The following is a 17,469-nucleotide window of genomic DNA, read 5'->3' as shown; positions in this document are numbered from 1 at the left end:
ATCATGGCAAGAAATGAGGTTGTTGAGATGGAAATTGAGAAAGTACTTCAACAACAACAGGAATTACTCGCGCAGCTTATTCAGATGGTGGCAGAAAGTAATCAGAGACTCACGCAAATGGATCAACGGTTGGATTCCATGGATCAACGATTGGGTCAAGTAGAGCAGCAGACGGCTAGAATCGAAGCCATTGAACATAAGCTGGATAAATTATCGGATCGATTAGAGGAATATCGTAACGACTCGTATTCGCAGCGTCGGCATATGACCGGAATGGAAGCTGATTTGAATCAAATTCTCCGCCGGCTTGAAAGACTGGAAGATCATGTACAGATATAACCCGATCCGCAAGGATAAATTGGTAGAGAGCACTCGGATTTAGCGGTGCTCTTTTCTTGTAATAATAAATTTAGAAAAGGATTTAGCCTATGTTACCTACCGTTAGCGTTCATATTGTAACTTATAACAGTGCAGACGATATCGTGGAATGTCTCGACGCAGTCATGCAGCAGACCTATGGAATCGATCAAGTGGTTGTTATCGACAACGCTTCTTCGGACGATACGGTGGATCGTGTCAGATCATTTATAGAGCGAGTGAATGATACTGGCAGCATTAGCGATGACAAGATAAGAACTGAAATTCTGCTGGTTCCCAATCTAGTGAATACAGGATTTGCTCCGGCACATAACCAGGCGATTCAGCTCACGGAAACCGACTATGTTCTGGTGTTAAACCCGGATGTGCAGCTTCAGTCGAATTATGTCGAGAAACTTGTTAATTATATGTTATGCCACCCGGATGTTGGCAGTGCTACGGGGCTGCTTATTTTGAAGTCCACACCAGAAACGGTCGATAGCACTGGAATCATTATGAACGGGATTTGGCGTGCCTTTGACCGAGGAGCTGGAGATTCGGCTCAGGAGTGGCGCAGCTCTGGCGAAGTATTTGGCGTATCAGGAGCTGCAGCCTTATATAGTCGAACGATGATTGAGGATATTTCGATTCAAGAAGAGTTTTTTGACGCGGATTTTTTCGCCTATAAAGAAGATGTGGATGTGGCTTGGCGAGCGGAGCAGCTTGGCTGGAAGGCTTATTATTGTGCAGAAGCCATCGGGCTGCATGAGCGAGGCTGGAAAAAAGGCAGCCGAAGGCAGCAGCCTATTTTCATTCGTAAAATGTCCTATATTAACCGGTATAAGATGATCTATAAAAATCTGCGTGGAATTGGCTGGCTAAGGCATCTCCCTAAACTGGTGATCTATGAACTGATGACTCATGCATACATCCTGTTTAGAGAGCCAAAGGTGTTGACCGCTTGGAGAAGCTTCTGGCAGCAGCAGCCTGAACTCAGGCTGAAACGGCAGGCGATTCAAAACAAAATTCAAAATAAACCTAAAAACAAGCTCTAAACTCACCGGAACTCATCTCAGGATGGGTTCCTCTTTTGTTAATATTCAACAAGCTTTGAACACTACAACCAGTCCCAATGAAAAAACATAATCATTATAGTATTCCAGTCCTACTAAAACATTAAAATTGTATATTCAACTAAGACTTTAGTATGTATAATGAATAAGCAAACATCATTCGATAGGTGCAGTTTAGCTTATCTATTTACAGGGAGGAAGTAGGATTGAAGCAGCTTAGAAGAAAGAGCAACAAATTCCTGGGTCTGATTCTTGGACTTTCATTGCTGGTATCCTCAGCAGCAGGAGCTTTAACTGCACCGGCACAGGCAAATGCCGAGACTAATGCCAAGGGAAGCAGTCTTCAGCAGCATTGGGCAGGAGCAGTCCTGAAGGAGTGGAAGGACAAGGGCTTCATCAAGGGGGATGAACAAGGCAATCTTCAGCCGGACGCTAAAGTGACAAGAGCCCAGCTGGCAGCTTTGGTTAACCGTTCATTCCAACTGGAAGAGTCGAAGGCTGTCTCTTACAGTGATGTAAAGGCAGAGGCCTGGTATTACAAGGAGGTGGCCAAGGCAGCGGCTAAAGGCTACATGAAGGGCTACGAGAACGGAACATTCAAGCCTAACGCCGACGTTAGCCGGCAAGAACTGGCCGTTATTTTAACGTCATTGCTCGGGCTTAAGCCATCCGATGCTTTCCATTCCTTCAAGGATACGGCGAACAGTCCGGCTTGGAGCAAAGGAGCAATCGGCGCTGTAACGGACAACGGGATTATGAAGGGGAGCAACGGCAGCTTCAACCCTCTTGCACCAGCAACTCGCGCAGAAGTGGTCAGCGTGCTGGATCGGGCCTTGAAGCAGACGTCTGGCCAAGCCATCGTAACCTACGATAAAGCGGGAAGTTATGGATCTAGCGCCGGAACCGAAACCATCAAAGGTTCAGTACATATTAAGGCTGCAGACATTACATTGAATAATCTTCTAATTGAAGGCGATCTGCTGCTGGGCGAGGGCATTGGCGAAGGAGATGTCACTCTGAACAATGTTACCGTCAAAGGATCAACGATCGTTGAAGGCGGCGGCAAGAACAGTATTCATGTCGTAGATTCCGTGCTGCTAACGGTCATTGTCAATAAAAAGGACGGGAGTGTTCGCATCGTTGCTGAGGGCGGCAGTGTGGTCTCGCAGGTCACTCTGCAATCCGGCGCTATTCTGGAAGAAGCAGGACTAAGCGGACTGGGCTTCCAGGACCTGATCCTCTCGGAGCAAATTCCTGCAGGAGCTGAAATATCGCTTGCAGGTAAATTCGAGACAGTGGACGTGGTGGCGACTTCGCTGAACATCAATCTGGCCTCGGGCTCGATCGGTGAATTGTCCATCGGTGATCAAGCTGCAGGCAATAACATTCAAATCGGCGCCTCGGCCCTCATTTCCTCGCTGATTTTGAACGCGGCGACGAACGTCGGTGGGCAGGGCTCGATTGGACATGCTGTAATCAACGCCTCTGGATCAACCCTGGCGCAGCGTCCGGGAAGTACAAGCTATATTAGCAACAACTCTGTTCACATTAACGGGCAATTATCCTCTGGCGGCACAGGAATTACGAGCGGATCGAGCTCAAGCGGCAGCGGGGGCAACAGCGGCAATAATGGCGGTTCTACCCAGCCGGAGGACAGCCACCTGATTGTAACGAACGGTAAAATAAGCTTGAAATTCATGAGCGCAGTCCCAGGTCTGGAGCTGGCCGATCTGAACGTTACTGCGACGATTGCCGGAGAAGCCGTCAGTCTGGAGAACATGGCTTTCAATAGCGCGGCGAATGAGCTCTCCTTTGACCCTGTTTCATTGGAGGAGCATTACGGCAAGCCACTCGCTGTACAGGTGACGCCAAATGAAGGAGTAAGCAAATTCAGCGGGATTCTGAGCGGAAGCGCATATTTGACTGGCTTTGCAGGTTCGATTGTAGATGTAGATGATCAACCGGTGGAGGGCATGACGATTAAGTTCCGCAGAGGCCTTGCCAATACGTCCGGCGCCGTCGCGGCAACTGTAGTCACCGACCAGAATGGACGGTATTTGGTTAACCTGCCGGCTGGGATTTATACAGGCGAGCTGAACAAGGCTGGATTTATTAAAGGCTATGTAGTTGGAGTGTCCGTCAGCGACCAGTTTAACCGGAATGAAGACGCAACGGCGATTAAAGTGCCTGAATCCGGGGAGCTGCGCATTGTGCTGACCTGGGGAGAGCGGCCTCTGGACGAGGATTCCCATCTCATTGGCCCTACGCCTGCTGGCGGTAATTTCCACACCTGGTACGGAGACAAAGTACATTACTTTAACGGTGAAGTCTACGCCGACCTGGATCACGATGATGTAGACTCCTACGGCCCGGAGACAACGACCATTCGCCAAAGAGTCGATGGCCTGTATACGTTCTATGTGCATAACTATTCTCGGAACGGCTATGATGGCAGAGAAACCTTGCGCAAATCCTCCGCGAAGGTAGAGGTATATGACGCGAGCGGCACTCCTATGGCCACTTATCATATTCCTGTGGGAGAAGGCAATGAGCTGTACTGGCATGTATTCGATATGAAAATCGAAGGCAGCAGCATAGAGTTCATCGACCAAAATATTTTAATGAATGATGCCCCAAGCGGTACCGTATCTGATCCAAATGCAGAGTATGCGCTTTTGCTAGAGGAGCAAAACAAACTGGCATCCGTTACGACGGTTACGTACGATGCGCAGCTTGACGAGGCGCTATCGCTAACATATCCAGGGCAATCCTTGTTGGACGATACGGAGGTTCAAATTCTCAGCCTGTTCCCTAGCTCCGTAACGGATGATGTTTATTTAACGAAGAGTCCGGATCAGAGCAAGGTGATTCTAAGCCAATATAACAATACCGGCGATTCGGTATTTTACAGTGCAGAGGTTGAGTTGACCCGAGGAGGCTTCAAGGTTACCAGCTGGCTGGAAATTGAGCTGCCAACGATGGATGTTCTGCTAATTGAGGCCAAGGCTGTTGCAGAAGCCCTGGGAAGACCGGAGCTTGCCAGCGAAATTCAAGCTGTCAACGATGCGCTGGGAGCTGGGGTTGACCACTCGGTCAAAATTGCGGCCCTGCAGTCGCTGCTTGACGCTCTAGCAAATCTGCAATAAGCGGAAAATATCTTAAGCTTCGTTCTTAATTGCTATTTGATAGAAGCGGCCTTCAGGGGGCAAACCTACCTTGAAAGGCCGCTTCTTTTTTCGTTTAATATAAGTACTCTATCTATTATGATATAATGTCGAGAGATTACTAATTTTGTCAGGGGCGCGTTTTGAATGGACTTGAGCATTATCATCGTAAGTTATAATACCTGCCGCCTAACTCTCGATTGCCTGCAATCGGTATTCGACTCCAGGACGGCCTATCAATATGAGGTTTTTGTTGTCGACAATGCTTCTGCGGATGATTCCGTAGAGGCGATTTCCCGCGATTTCCCGCAGGTGATCCTCATAGCCAACGAGGAGAATACTGGCTTCGCCAGAGCGAACAATCAGGCGATGGAAGCCGCTAATGGGCGTTACGTGCTGCTGCTCAACTCGGACACGATCATTCAGCCGGATACGCTGCAGACGATGGTGTCCCTGATGGATGAGCGCCCGGACCTTGGCGCGGCGGGATGTAAGATCATCCTTCCCGACGGCTCGCTGGATAAAGCCTGCCGGCGCGGCTTTCCTACGCCCTCCGCCTCTTTCTATTATGCCTTTGGCTTCTCCCGGCTGTTCCCGAATACGCCGCGGTTCAACCAATACCAGCTGGGCTATCTTGATCCGAACGAGGCTTATCCGGTCGATTGCCTGATGGGGGCCTTCATGCTGGTCCGGCGCGAGGTCATCCAGCAAATCGGCGGCCTAGACGAAACCTTTTTTATGTACGGCGAGGATGTCGACTGGTGCTACCGGATCAAGGAAGCGGGCTGGGGCATTCAGTATGAGCCTGCTACATACATTGTTCACTATAAGGGAGCAAGCAGCCGGCGCAAGCCATTTAAGATTATCTATGAGTTCCACCGGGCGATGTGGGTATTTCACCGCAAGCATTATAAGCGCCGATATTCGTGGCTGACGAACGGCCTCATCGGCTTGGGCATCGCCGTGAAATTCATGCTGTCCGTGATCAGCAATAAATTGAAGCCGGGCAAGCCGGCCGTACGATCGGCACCCGCTTCGGCATCGGCTCAATCGCCGCAAGGAACTAACGGTAACATGGAGGTGAGACGATGATCCGGAAAAATCAGCGTTTCCTGACCCAACTCTATATTTTAACGGACTTCATATTCGTTCAGATCGCTTTTCTGTTGGCCTGGTGGGTGAAATTCGAGAGCGGCCTCATTCCCTACGAGCAGCCGCTTCCCATTGAGATCTATGCGTTTTGGAGCCTCGTCTACGGTGCCGTATCCATTCTGGTGGGAATTCTCATTTCCTTCTATTCGCCTAAGCGCAAGAAACGGTTTGCTGATGAAGTGCTGAAGATTATCCAGGTGCATTTTACGAGCCTCGTTATCCTGCTCAGCTTGATGTTCTTCGTAAAGCAGGTCGATATTTCGAGGTATTATCTGGCGATTTATATGGTCTTTAATCTGCTGTTTATCATGCTGTATCGTTATTTTCTAAAAAGATCGCTGAAGCAGCTCCGCCGAAAGGGTTACAACAAGCAGTTCGTGCTTATTATCGGAGCCGGCTCGCTCGGCCGCAAATTTCACGACAACCTGAAGCAATATCCGGAGCTTGGCTATGAAATCATCGGCTTTCTCGACGATTTCCAGCAGTGGGATGCGGGCGAGAAGGGGAAATACAGCCCGATTCTCGGTACAGTTGCTCAGCTGGAGGATATTCTGGAGAGCAAGCTTATCGACGAGGTCGTGCTGGCCTTGCCGCTGGAGGCGCATTCCAAGTATGCCAAAATTATTGCCAGCTGCGAGAAGGCCGGCGTGCGAGCGCTGATTATTCCCGATTTTTTCGATTACCTGCCGGCAAGGCCGTACTTCGACAATTTCGCGGGCATGCCGATGATCAATGTCCGCGACATTCCGCTGGATATGGCAGGCAACCGCTTGGTGAAGCGCGCTTTTGACATTGTATTTTCAATAGCTGCGATTATGATCACTTCGCCGGTGATGCTGTTCGTTGTGATCGGCATTAAGCTGACCTCCCCGGGACCCGTCATTTTCAAGCAGGAACGGGTGGGACTGAACCGCCGCACCTTTCAAATGTATAAATTCCGCTCAATGAACGTGCTTCCTGAAGGGGCGCCAGACACGGGCTGGACGACTGCGAATGATCCGCGGCGAACGAAGTTCGGGGCGTTTATCCGCAAGACGAGCATCGATGAGCTGCCGCAGTTCTTCAACGTGCTCGCCGGGCATATGAGCGTCGTGGGCCCCCGTCCAGAGCGTCCATACTTTGTGGAGCAGTTCCGGGAGGAAGTGCCGAAGTACATGGTGAAGCATCATGTCCGCCCGGGAATCACGGGCTGGGCACAAACCCATGGCCTGCGCGGGGATACCTCGATTGAGGAACGGATTAAGCATGATATTTTCTATATTGAGAACTGGTCGATGCTGCTGGATATTAAAATCATTTTGCGGACGATCATTCACGGTTTTGTGAACAAGAATGCTTACTAGAGTTTGGGGATGTTGTAAACGATGAGAAATAAGCTGCTATACAGTCTGCTGGCCGCCGGCGCGCTAGGAATCGTGCTGCTTGCAATAGGGCTGCGGCCGGCGGAGCAGTCGTTCACCGGCTTCAAGGCTCACCGCATTATCGCTCATGCGATGGGCGGCATTGAAGACATGACCTACACGAACACGCTGGAGGCTTTTATGGTCAACTATGAGAAGGGAACCCGGGTGTTCGAGGTGGATCTGCTGCTGAGCAAGGACGACAAGCTGATCGCTCGCCATGAATGGGGGGAATTCTTTACGAATATGCTCCGTCAGCAGGAAGGGCTCAGCGAGGATCGTTATGGCGCGGTATGGACGTCCGAGGAATTTAAGCAGGCCAAAATCGACGGGCGGTACGAACCGTTATTCTGGGACGACATCGTGGAGCTGATGGCGGAATATCCGGATATCTACATCGTGACGGATACGAAGCAGATCAAGCCCGAGGAGATCGACAGTATTTTTGCGAAAATCGTCGAAAGCGCGAAGCGCAGGGATCCGAAGCTGCTGGACCGTATCGTGCCGCAAATTTATAACCAGCCGATGCTGGGGCAGATCAAACGGCATCATCCATTTGATTCCGTGATCTATACGCTCTATCAGTCACAGGATAGCGATCGGCAGGTGATCCAGTTTGCCCGGAGCAGCGGAATTGCTGCAGTGACCATGTCCGAGGGCAGGGTCAACGAGAAGCTGGTCAAAACCTTGAAGCGGGCCGGAATCCCGACGTATGTTCATACGATCAATGATATGAAGCTGGTGTCCAATTATAAGAAAATAGGTGTATACGGCTTTTATAGCGACTTTCTGGCCGGAAATGATACCGATGCCGCGTCTTAATCTGTTCCCCTATCATGCGAACATTGACAGGGTATCCATCGTCACTTAGACTAGGAATAAAGCGGCTATATCGCGATAAAACAGGCATCATGAATATTGGGAATTTCAGGTGGCGGGGCGTGTGGCGGGCCCCGTTTTTCGTGCCGATGTGGGAGGAATGGAATTGAAGCAAACGATATCGTCTTGGCGACATGTGTTCAAAATAGACCCCGATCGCATCTTGGATGATGCGGCCCTGGAGGCGGTCTGCCTATCCGGCACCGATGCGGTGATGGTGGGGGGCTCAAGCGGCGTTACCTATGATAATACGGTAGAGCTACTATCGCGAGTCCGCCAGTTCGAGGTTCCTTGCGTGCTGGAGGTCTCGACCCTGGAGGCGGTCGTTCCCGGCTTTGATTTATACGTGATCCCCATGGTGCTCAACACGAAGCATCCCGACTGGCTGATCGGCCACCATGCCCGTGCCGCCCATAAATATAGCTATTTGATCCCTTGGGAGCAGCTGATTCCCGAGGGCTATATCATTTTGAATCCGGATTGCACCGCAGCGGCCATCTCCGAAGCGAACGCAGCCTTGACGGAATCGGAGGCCGCAGCCTATGCGGAAATCGCAGACAAGCTGCTGCATCTTCCGATCGTCTATCTCGAATATAGCGGCAGGCTCGGCGATCTGGAGCTGGTCTCTGCTGTGCATCGTTCGCTGGGCGAATCAAGGCTGTTCTATGGCGGGGGCATCCAGGATGCCGGCACAGCGCGGCTTGCCGCAGCAGCCTGCGACACGATCGTGGTCGGCAATGCGCTGTACAGTGACCTGGAGCAGGCCTTGTCTACGGTGGCCGCGGTCAAGCCGGAGCGTGCATAAGCAGCCTCTGCTGCCAGGCGTTCTGAAATGAAGAAAGGAGCATCTCTATGCAACCTGTGAATATACAAGAAGCGATAACTAGGCTGAATCCCGAGCAGCGCCGGGCTGTGGTGACGACGGAGGGACCGCTGCTCATTATGGCGGGTGCGGGCAGCGGAAAGACGCGGGTGCTGACCCATCGCATCGCCTACCTTATAGCGACGCGCAAAGCGCCGCCTTGGGCGATCCTTGCGATCACATTTACGAATAAAGCGGCCAGGGAAATGCAGGAGCGCGTATCCCAGCTGGTAGGGCAAGAGGGCAAGGACATCTGGGTCTCGACCTTCCACTCAATGTGCGTTCGGATATTGCGGCGGGATATTGAGCGGATCGGTTTTTCCTCGAGCTTCTCGATTCTTGATTCCACCGACCAGCTGTCCGTCATTCGCAACTGCATGAAGGACCTCAATATCGATACGAAGAAATTTGAGCCAAAGGCCGTTCAATCGATGATCAGCACCGCGAAGAACGAATTAATCACTCCTCAGCAGTATGAGCAGAAAATTGGAGACTACTTCGAGGGTATCGTGGCCAAGGTGTATACGATGTATCAGAAGCGGCTCCGCCAGAATAATTCCCTGGACTTCGACGACCTGATCATGAAGACGATCGAGCTGTTTAAGGAAGTTCCTGAAGTGCTTGACTTTTACCAGAAGAAATTTTCCTACATTCATGTCGATGAATACCAGGACACGAACCGCGCCCAGTACATGCTCTGCAAGCTGCTGGCTAACAAGCATCACCGCATATGCGTTGTCGGCGACAGTGACCAGTCGATTTACCGCTGGCGGGGAGCGGATATTACTAACATTCTCAACTTCGAAGAGGACTATCCCGAGGCAACGACCATTTTGCTGGAGCAGAACTATCGCTCTACCTCGAACATCCTGAATGCGGCGAATGCTGTCATCGCTTTGAATACGGGCCGCAAGCCCAAGAACCTATGGACAGATAAAGGCGACGGGGACAAAATCAAAGTATACCGCGCAAGCTCCGAGCATGAGGAAGGCTATTTCGTCACGTCGGAAATTCATAATAGCATCAAAAGAGGCAGAAGCTATCGGGATCACGCGATTTTGTACCGGACGAACGCTCAATCCCGCGTCATCGAGGAAACGCTGATCAAGTCAGACATCCCTTATCAAATCGTAGGCGGGATCAAGTTCTACGATCGCAAAGAGATCAAGGATTTGCTCGCGTATTTGCGTCTGCTCTCTAATCCGGACGATGATATCAGCCTGACGCGAATTATCAATGTACCGAAGAGAGGCATTGGGGACACGACCGTCGCCAAGCTGACGGCAGCGGCGGCAGAGCGGGGGATATCGATTTTCCGTCTGCTCTATACGGTGGATGACCTCGGATTCGCCGGGCGGACGCGGAATGCGCTCGTCGAATTCTATGATATGATCTCGGCGCTGCATCAGATGGTCGAATTCCTGTCCGTGACCGAGCTGACGGAGAAGCTGCTGGAAATGACAGAGTACCGCCTGGAGCTGCAAAATGAGAATACAATTGAGTCCCGCTCCCGTCTGGAGAATATCGATGAGTTCCTGTCTGTGACGATGGAGTTCGAGAAGAATAACGATGAAGACCGGTCGCTGGTCGCATTCCTGACTGATCTCGCGCTGATCTCCGATATCGATACGATGAATGACGAGGAGGAAGGCCAGCCTGGGGATGCGGTCACCTTGATGACTATGCATAGCGCCAAGGGGCTGGAGTTCCCGATCGTCTTCATTATCGGAATGGAGGAAGGGGTATTTCCGCACAGCCGTGCCTTCATGGACAACGAAGAGCTGGAAGAGGAGCGCCGCCTGGCTTATGTAGGCATTACGAGAGCAGAGGAGCGCCTGTTCCTCACCTGTGCGCAGATGCGGACGCTCTTCGGCCGGACGACGGCCAATGCCCCATCCCGGTTCCTCGAGGAGATTCCAGAGGAGCTCAAGGAGGATACCGACATCCCGCGCGACCGCTACCGCCGGGGCGCAGGAATTGGCGGGGCGTACAGCGGCCGTGGCTTCGGCAGCGGTGCGGGAAGTAACTTTGGCCACCGGACGACGGCTGACCGGGGAGGAGCAAGACCTTTCGCGCCGGCATCGAGCGGCGTTACCGTGACTACAGGCGTTCCCGGAGCCCAGGCTGTGAAGCCGGCAGGCTCGGCCGACTTCAATGCGGGCGACAAAGTGTCGCATGGCAAATGGGGCATCGGAACTGTCGTCGCGGTAAAGGGCACGGGGAATGATATGGAACTGCAAATCGCGTTTCCTGCTCCGACAGGAGTGAAGCGTCTGCTTGCAGGCTTTGCGCCGATCACTAAAGTGGAGGAGTAATAGAAGGGCAGGTAACCCGACAGCGGACTTCAGCTTGTAGCTTCAATTGGACATTTAATTGGACTAGAAAATAACGAATGGCTAGGGGCCAGGTACAAGTAGATGTGCTGGTCCCCCTTTCGATACATAACCTAATTAGGAGGGTTGTCCGTATATGGATGCGATGCAAACGATGGAGCGGCTTATTGAGCAATTGAATCAATACAACTATCATTACTACACCTTGGATCAGCCACTGATCAGCGACAAGGAATATGATGCCTTGTACGATCAGCTAACCGCGCTTGAAGCGGAGACAGGCATCGTCCTGCCCGATTCCCCGACGGGACGGGTCGGCGGGGAGCTGCTGAAGGGCTTCGAGCCCCACCGGCATTTGGCTCCGCTCTGGAGCCTGGACAAAGCGCAGACGGAGGAGCATCTGATCAGCTGGAACAATCGGCTGCTTCGCCTGATCGCGGATTATAACGGCAAAAATCCGGACACCCCGCTCCCGGCGCCTACCTATGTCGTTGAGCTTAAATTCGACGGGCTGACGCTGAACCTCACCTATACGGACGGCAAGCTCGTTCAGGCCTCCACCCGGGGGAACGGCGTCGTCGGCGAAGGGATTCTCGCCCAGGTCAAGACAATCAAGTCCGTGCCGCTGACGATTCCCTACAGCGAAGGCACAATAGAGGTTCAGGGCGAGGGCATCATGAATTTGTCCGTCCTGGCCAAATACAATGAGACCGCTGCCGAGCCGCTTAAGAATGCTCGTAATGCCGCTGCGGGCGCGCTGCGGAATTTGAACCCGCGGACGACGGCGGAGCGCAAGCTGAGCGCTTATTTTTACAATGTAGGCTACTCAGACCGTATTCAATTCGCCGATCACCGCGAGATGATGGATTTCCTGAGGGAGAATCGTTTCAAAGTGAATTCGTATGTCGAGTATTTTGACGATTTCACCCAGGTGATGAAGGCGTTGGAGGATATTCAGAAGCGACGGGATTCGCTTGACTATCTGATCGACGGAGCCGTCGTTAAAGTTACGGATATGAGAACCCGCGAGGTGCTCGGCTATACCGATAAATTTCCGAGATGGGCGATCGCCTATAAATTCGAAGCTGAGGAGACAACGACCGTTCTGGAGTCGGTATCCTGGAACGTCGGGCGGACCGGCAAAATTACGCCGCTCGCCAAGGTCGAACCCGTCGAGCTTGCCGGTGTAACCGTGCAGAACTGTACGCTGAACAATGCCGGAGACATCGAGCGCAAGAACCTGAAGTTTGCTCTGGGAACCCGTGTATTCATCCGGCGTTCCAATGATGTCATCCCGGAGATTCTCGGCAAAGTGACGGATGAGCAGGACGGCGGAGAAATCGTGTTCCCGGATACCTGTCCGGCCTGCGGCTTTCCGTTAGAGCAGCGGGGAGCCCATCTGTTCTGCAACAACCGCTTCGACTGCAAGCCGCAAATTGTCAGCCGCATTACTCACTTCGCTTCCCGCGATGCAATGGATATCGAGTCTCTTAGCGATAAGACCGCCGGGCAGCTGTACGAAGAGCTGGATGTACACGAGCCGGCGGACCTTTATGAGCTCACGTTCGAGCAGCTCATCAAGCTGGAACGCTTCGGCGAGAAGAAGGCTAACAACCTGCTGGACGCGATCAACAAAAGCAAGGGGCGGGACCTGGCTTCCTTTCTGTATGCACTGGGCATTCCGAATACGGGGAAATCGACCACGAAGGTGCTGGCCGACCATTTCCGCGATTTAAATGCAATTATGGCGGCGACGGAGGAAGAGCTGATGCAGCTGCCTGATATCGGCGGTATTGTCGCCGAGAGCATCGTTACGTTCTTCGCGGATCCGTTCATGCAGGCAGGGATTCATAAAATGCTGGAGCTTGGCGTGGAGGCCAAGGCGCCGGAGGAGCGCGCCCCCTCGAAAGATTCCTTCTTTACCGGCAAAACGGTCGTGCTTACCGGTACGCTGCACCAGCTCAGCCGCGATGAGGCAACGGAGCGGCTTGAGGCTCTTGGTGCGAAGGTGACGGGCAGCGTGTCCAAGAAGACCGACCTTGTCATCGCTGGAGAGAAGGCGGGCAGCAAGCTGGCCAAGGCCAAAGAGCTTGGCATTCCGGTCATCGAGGACGAGAACGAGTTCGTCCGTCTGTTGAACGAATGAATGCCTTTGGCCAACAAGTAAATACTGAAATCCCCTTGGCAGGAAGTTGCTCGCTAGGGGGATTTTTTATATATAATCGGGCGGCGCTGATCGCGGAATGATCCAACGTTCTACCTTGTAGAACAGGGAGTCTATCAGGGGCTAATATTTTTTATTGGATAAAATGCTTCCAAAAATGTAACCAAGTTGGTGCCAATTACGTTTATAATGATGAACTAGTGAAAATACAAATTTTGGAGGTAAAGATGTCTATTAAAGGAATGAAAAAAGCGCTATTCTTTGTCATTTGCCTCGTGCTTGTAGCGGGATGTACCAGCAATCCCGGTGCGAAAGAGCCCGAGCAGCAAAGCTTGAGGGTAATGTTCTGGGATGAGAACTACTTTTTCCAACAATATGGGGACTTGTTTACCATGGAGCACCCTAACATTGAGATTGAAGTCGTAAGCACTAATAATATTTATAGAGATATGGGGCCGGACGGCGATTATGAGAAGGCCTTTAAAGAATTTATCGAGAAGGAACAGCCGGACGTTCTAATGGTAAGTATTGATCAGATGGAGACCTTTGTTGCGGAAGGCAGGATCCGTGAACTCGATACATTGATTGAGCGGGATAAGTATGATATCAGTACGATCTACCCTGCATTGATTGATCTTTTGAAGGAGCGCGGAGATAATAAAATTTATGGTCTAACCCCTAATTTTTATGGTTCGGCGATTTTGTACAATGCGGATTTGTTCGCCAAACACGGTGTGGAATTGCCGCGTGACGGCATGAGCTGGTACGACATCATTGAGTTGGCCAAGCAATTCCCTACCGATGGCGACGAGAAGACCCGTATATACGGCTTCGGCAATAGCTGGGGAATGGATATGTCGCAGCTCGCATCGATGATTTCATCAGATGAAGGAATCGAGCAGATCGATACGAACACTATGAAGCTAACGGTAAACACCGATTCGTGGAAGAGAATTTACCAGACTGCCATCGATGCAGTAAAGGCCGACGTTTTTTATAATCCAGGGGAGGACGGCTTCCGAGGCGGTTCAATGGAAGAATACTATCAGAGCCAGCCGTTTGTTGTGGGTAGAGCAGCGATGACGACAGGCGATGCGTATGTCCTCCGCAATTTAAAGGAAGCGGCAGAAGCTTTGAAGGACTATAAGCCTTTTGAGGTTGGAATCGTAGCAGGACCAGCAGCCTCTACTGAGCCGGATAAATCGAGAAGTATCAGCATGAGTGAAGTGTTCTCCATTTCCGCTAACTCTCCGAATACGGAAGCTGCATGGGAATTTATTAAATTTGTGAACGGCGATCAGTTTGCCAAGATTAAATCGAGAAGCTTGAACAATGGATTGCTGTCCCGGATGGGGTATACCACGGAATACAACGGCGTTAGCCTCGAGGCCTTTTATAAGCTGAAGCCGCTGCCAGTCGATTACTCGGGCTATAGAAAAATACCTGGCACATTCTTCGAGAAATTCCAGCCTCTGCTCGAATCCGAGTTGAAGGCCGTTGAGAATAACACCAAATCTCTGGATGAAGCTTTGGCCAAGATTGAGGCAGAAGGTCAAGTCGCTTTGGATCAGGCCGTTAAGGAACAGGAAGAGAAGAAGAAGGAAGAGGAAGCTAAGGGCGGCACGGGCGAAGGGACTGCGGATGATTCGGCACCAAGCTCAAACTCGGGCGAAGGCTCTAGCGGAGCTGAAGGGGAAGGTACAGCCGATACGCAAGACTCAACCGAAGGCGGCAGCGAAGGCTAGCCTTTAGATATATGATACGGGTTGAACGCAAGGATTGCTTATCTTAAGCTTCCACGGAGTTGGAGCGGATATCCTGATAATGTTATGGACTTTGATGGAATGGCCCGGTGACTCGGCTGGCTAAAATAGAACGGGTGGATGTGTAAATGAAACGACTGTTGTACGGCATCGTCATGCTTTGTTTTATGGACTTGTTTATACAGCTCCCCATTATGGGGCCGTTCGCCAAGAGCCTTGGCGCCGGATCATTCGTCATTGGTCTTGCCGTAGGATTATATTCGCTGACCAATATGTTCGGAAATATCGCAGCAGGCTATTGGATCGACCGTTTTGGCGCACGAACCATCTTGCTGTTAGGCTTTTTCCTTACAGCGGGAGTGATGCTGCTGTATCCTCTCGTAAGCCTGCCTTGGCAGCTTATCGCGGTCCGTTTTGTTCATGGGCTGACAGGAGGACTCTTAGTGCCCAGCGCCTTTACATTGATCTCGCATTTTGCCTCGGCGCGGCAGCCGGGAAGGGCGATGGCTCTTTCCGGTGCGGCCGTCGGCGCGGCGGCAATTGTTGGTCCGGCTGCGGCGGGGATTACGAAGGCCCAGCTGGGCCTTCATCCTTTATTTATTGGAACAGCGGTTCTGCTCGCGCTTGGCGGTCTGCTTGTCTGGGCGGCTGTGCCAGCATCGGGAGCAAGGCAGATCACCCGTCGTCTTCAGCCGGAGCCATCTCAGCCGCTGGCAGGGTTTGAAGTCATTCTTCGCAAGAAGCCGGTGATGCAATCCTATGTCGGTGCATTCTCGCTAATGTTTGCGATGGGAGCCTTGACCTATGCTTTGCCCTTGAAGGCGGATCAGCTAGGGTTCTCGGCGCAAGCCTCGGGTTTAATGCTCAGCACCTTTGGTGTAGTCGCGATTGTGGTGTTCGTCTTGCCAAGCAACCGGTGGTTTGACCGCCTCTCCTCTTTGACTTTGATGTATTGGGGCGGGATGGTTATCATGCTTTCGCTGCTGCTGCTGTCGTTCTTTCGGGAGCAGGTGGTTATGTTCGCTGTGATGGCTTTGTACGGGTTTGGATTCTCTTTATTATTCCCGTCGATGAATGCTCTATTAGTGAATAACGTGAGCGGCGAGTCCAAGGGGCGAGCTTTTGGATTGTTTTATGCTTTTTTCTCTCTGGGCGTCGTGGCCGGCTCCTCGGGAATCGGAGCCCTTACAGCGGACTATGATGTTGCTTTGCGAATTGCAGCTGCGTTTTTGCTGCTGGCGGGCTTAGTTATTGCGCTGCTGCAGTATGCTGAGCGCAAAGGCATGAAGAGAAGCAGCATATAGGTCGATTGGCGGCGTATATTTTATTGCATTAGTATTTCATTTGGTTAATCCTCGGGCCAATACGCAGGATTAACCTTCTTTTTTAAGAAGAACATAGCGGCAACTAGGACTAGGCGCAGCGCGGAAGAAAATCAAATGGAGGTCATACATCTAGAGAAAGAGTCCGAAAGCAAGATCCGGCAGCACCGGGAGGGTGCTGTTTGTTTATAAGCAGCTTTAGAAGATAATCCGGAGTTCAAAAGTTGTGTTCTAAGATGGGGAGAATATGTAGTGCTCGCTTATAACGAACGATTGCATAACGGATTATTTAAAGGTGCGGAATTGCTGTTTACGGCCCGTCTTATTGGACTAAAAAGATACGGATATTATTACCATAGTCATTTCTGAAAAAATATATTGCATTCTGTTCTCGGCCGTGGTAAATTATTATTTGTCGCTTGAAACGAGCTGAATAAATTAGCTTCGAAGATGGTTGACAACAACTTAGAAATTTGTTATTATATTTAAATGTCCGACGAAATAGAAATACTTGAATTGCGTTGGATAGAAACAAGCAAGTTCTTTGAAAACTGAACAAATGGAACTCGTTAATTAATGATTCAATCATGAATCGTCAGATTCAAAATGAGCTTAATCAGCTTATTCCAACTGGATTGTCATCGCCTTCGGGCGACGGACGTCCAACTTTATTGGAGAGTTTGATCCTGGCTCAGGACGAACGCTGGCGGCGTGCCTAATACATGCAAGTCGAGCGGGGTTGTTTTGGAAGCTTGCTTCCGAATCAACCTAGCGGCGGACGGGTGAGTAATACGTAGGCAACCTGCCCCTCAGCCTGGGATAACTAGCGGAAACGTTAGCTAATACCGGATAATTTGCTTCATCGCATGAAGGAGCAATGAAAGACGGAGCAATCTGTCACTAAGGGATGGGCCTACGGCGCATTAGCTAGTTGGTAGGGTAATGGCCTACCAAGGCGACGATGCGTAGCCGACCTGAGAGGGTGAACGGCCACACTGGG

At 51.3% G+C, this 17,469-nt stretch carries 11 protein-coding genes and 1 rRNA gene; all 12 read left to right on the top strand.

Translation table 11 applies throughout. From position 1 onward, the window contains the following. Positions 1-3: 3 nt before the first annotated feature. The gene (locus tag BN2762_RS05295; RefSeq protein ID WP_148499879.1) at positions 4-339 is read left to right on the top strand and encodes a hypothetical protein; all 336 of its coding nucleotides are present in this window, start codon (positions 4-6) and stop codon (positions 337-339) included. Between the two features lie 89 nt (positions 340-428). Then, the gene (locus tag BN2762_RS05290; RefSeq protein WP_055105990.1) at positions 429-1,412 is read left to right on the top strand and encodes a glycosyltransferase family 2 protein; all 984 of its coding nucleotides are present in this window, start codon (positions 429-431) and stop codon (positions 1,410-1,412) included. 224 nt (positions 1,413-1,636) lie between these two features. Further along, positions 1,637-4,576, top strand: a complete 2,940-nt coding sequence (locus BN2762_RS05285) for an S-layer homology domain-containing protein (RefSeq protein ID WP_055105989.1) — start codon at positions 1,637-1,639, stop codon at positions 4,574-4,576. A gap of 165 nt (positions 4,577-4,741) precedes the next feature. Beyond that, positions 4,742-5,686: a glycosyltransferase family 2 protein gene (locus tag BN2762_RS05280; RefSeq protein WP_055105988.1), complete on the top strand. Its 945-nt coding sequence runs from the start codon at positions 4,742-4,744 to the stop codon at positions 5,684-5,686. Next, complete coding sequence (locus BN2762_RS05275; protein ID WP_055105987.1) at positions 5,683-7,089, top strand: undecaprenyl-phosphate glucose phosphotransferase; 1,407 nt, start codon at positions 5,683-5,685, stop codon at positions 7,087-7,089. The genes BN2762_RS05280 and BN2762_RS05275 overlap by 4 nt, the downstream gene beginning before the upstream one ends. 21 nt (positions 7,090-7,110) lie before the next feature. Continuing rightward, positions 7,111-7,968 carry a phosphatidylinositol-specific phospholipase C/glycerophosphodiester phosphodiesterase family protein gene (locus BN2762_RS05270; protein WP_055105986.1) on the top strand — a complete coding sequence of 286 codons (858 nt, stop codon included), beginning with the start codon at positions 7,111-7,113 and terminating at the stop codon, positions 7,966-7,968. Positions 7,969-8,131: 163 nt separating this feature from the next. Beyond that, on the top strand, positions 8,132-8,830 hold the full coding sequence (pcrB, locus tag BN2762_RS05265) for a heptaprenylglyceryl phosphate synthase (protein WP_187386478.1): 699 nt from the start codon (positions 8,132-8,134) through the stop codon (positions 8,828-8,830). Positions 8,831-8,877: 47 nt separating this feature from the next. Then, positions 8,878-11,202, top strand: coding sequence for a DNA helicase PcrA (pcrA, locus tag BN2762_RS05260; RefSeq protein ID WP_055105985.1), 2,325 nt, complete (start codon positions 8,878-8,880; stop codon positions 11,200-11,202). A gap of 154 nt (positions 11,203-11,356) precedes the next feature. Then, positions 11,357-13,366 (top strand): NAD-dependent DNA ligase LigA, encoded by a 2,010-nt coding sequence (gene ligA, locus BN2762_RS05255; protein ID WP_055105984.1) that lies wholly within the window; start codon positions 11,357-11,359, stop codon positions 13,364-13,366. A gap of 245 nt (positions 13,367-13,611) precedes the next feature. Then, complete coding sequence (locus BN2762_RS05250) at positions 13,612-15,129, top strand: ABC transporter substrate-binding protein (protein ID WP_083484774.1); 1,518 nt, start codon at positions 13,612-13,614, stop codon at positions 15,127-15,129. 146 nt (positions 15,130-15,275) lie between these two features. After that, positions 15,276-16,451 (top strand): MFS transporter, encoded by a 1,176-nt coding sequence (locus tag BN2762_RS05245; protein ID WP_055105983.1) that lies wholly within the window; start codon positions 15,276-15,278, stop codon positions 16,449-16,451. A 686-nt stretch (positions 16,452-17,137) separates the two neighbouring features. Next, positions 17,138-17,469: ribosomal RNA gene (locus BN2762_RS05240) — 16S ribosomal RNA — on the top strand; the annotation flags it as partial.

This window comes from Paenibacillus ihumii (assembly GCF_001403875.1).
GTDB classification, from domain to species: Bacteria; Bacillota; Bacilli; order Paenibacillales; family Paenibacillaceae; genus Fontibacillus; species Fontibacillus ihumii.
The sequence above is the reverse complement of the archived record's forward strand: the minus strand, read 5'-3'. Positions and strand labels throughout refer to the sequence as shown.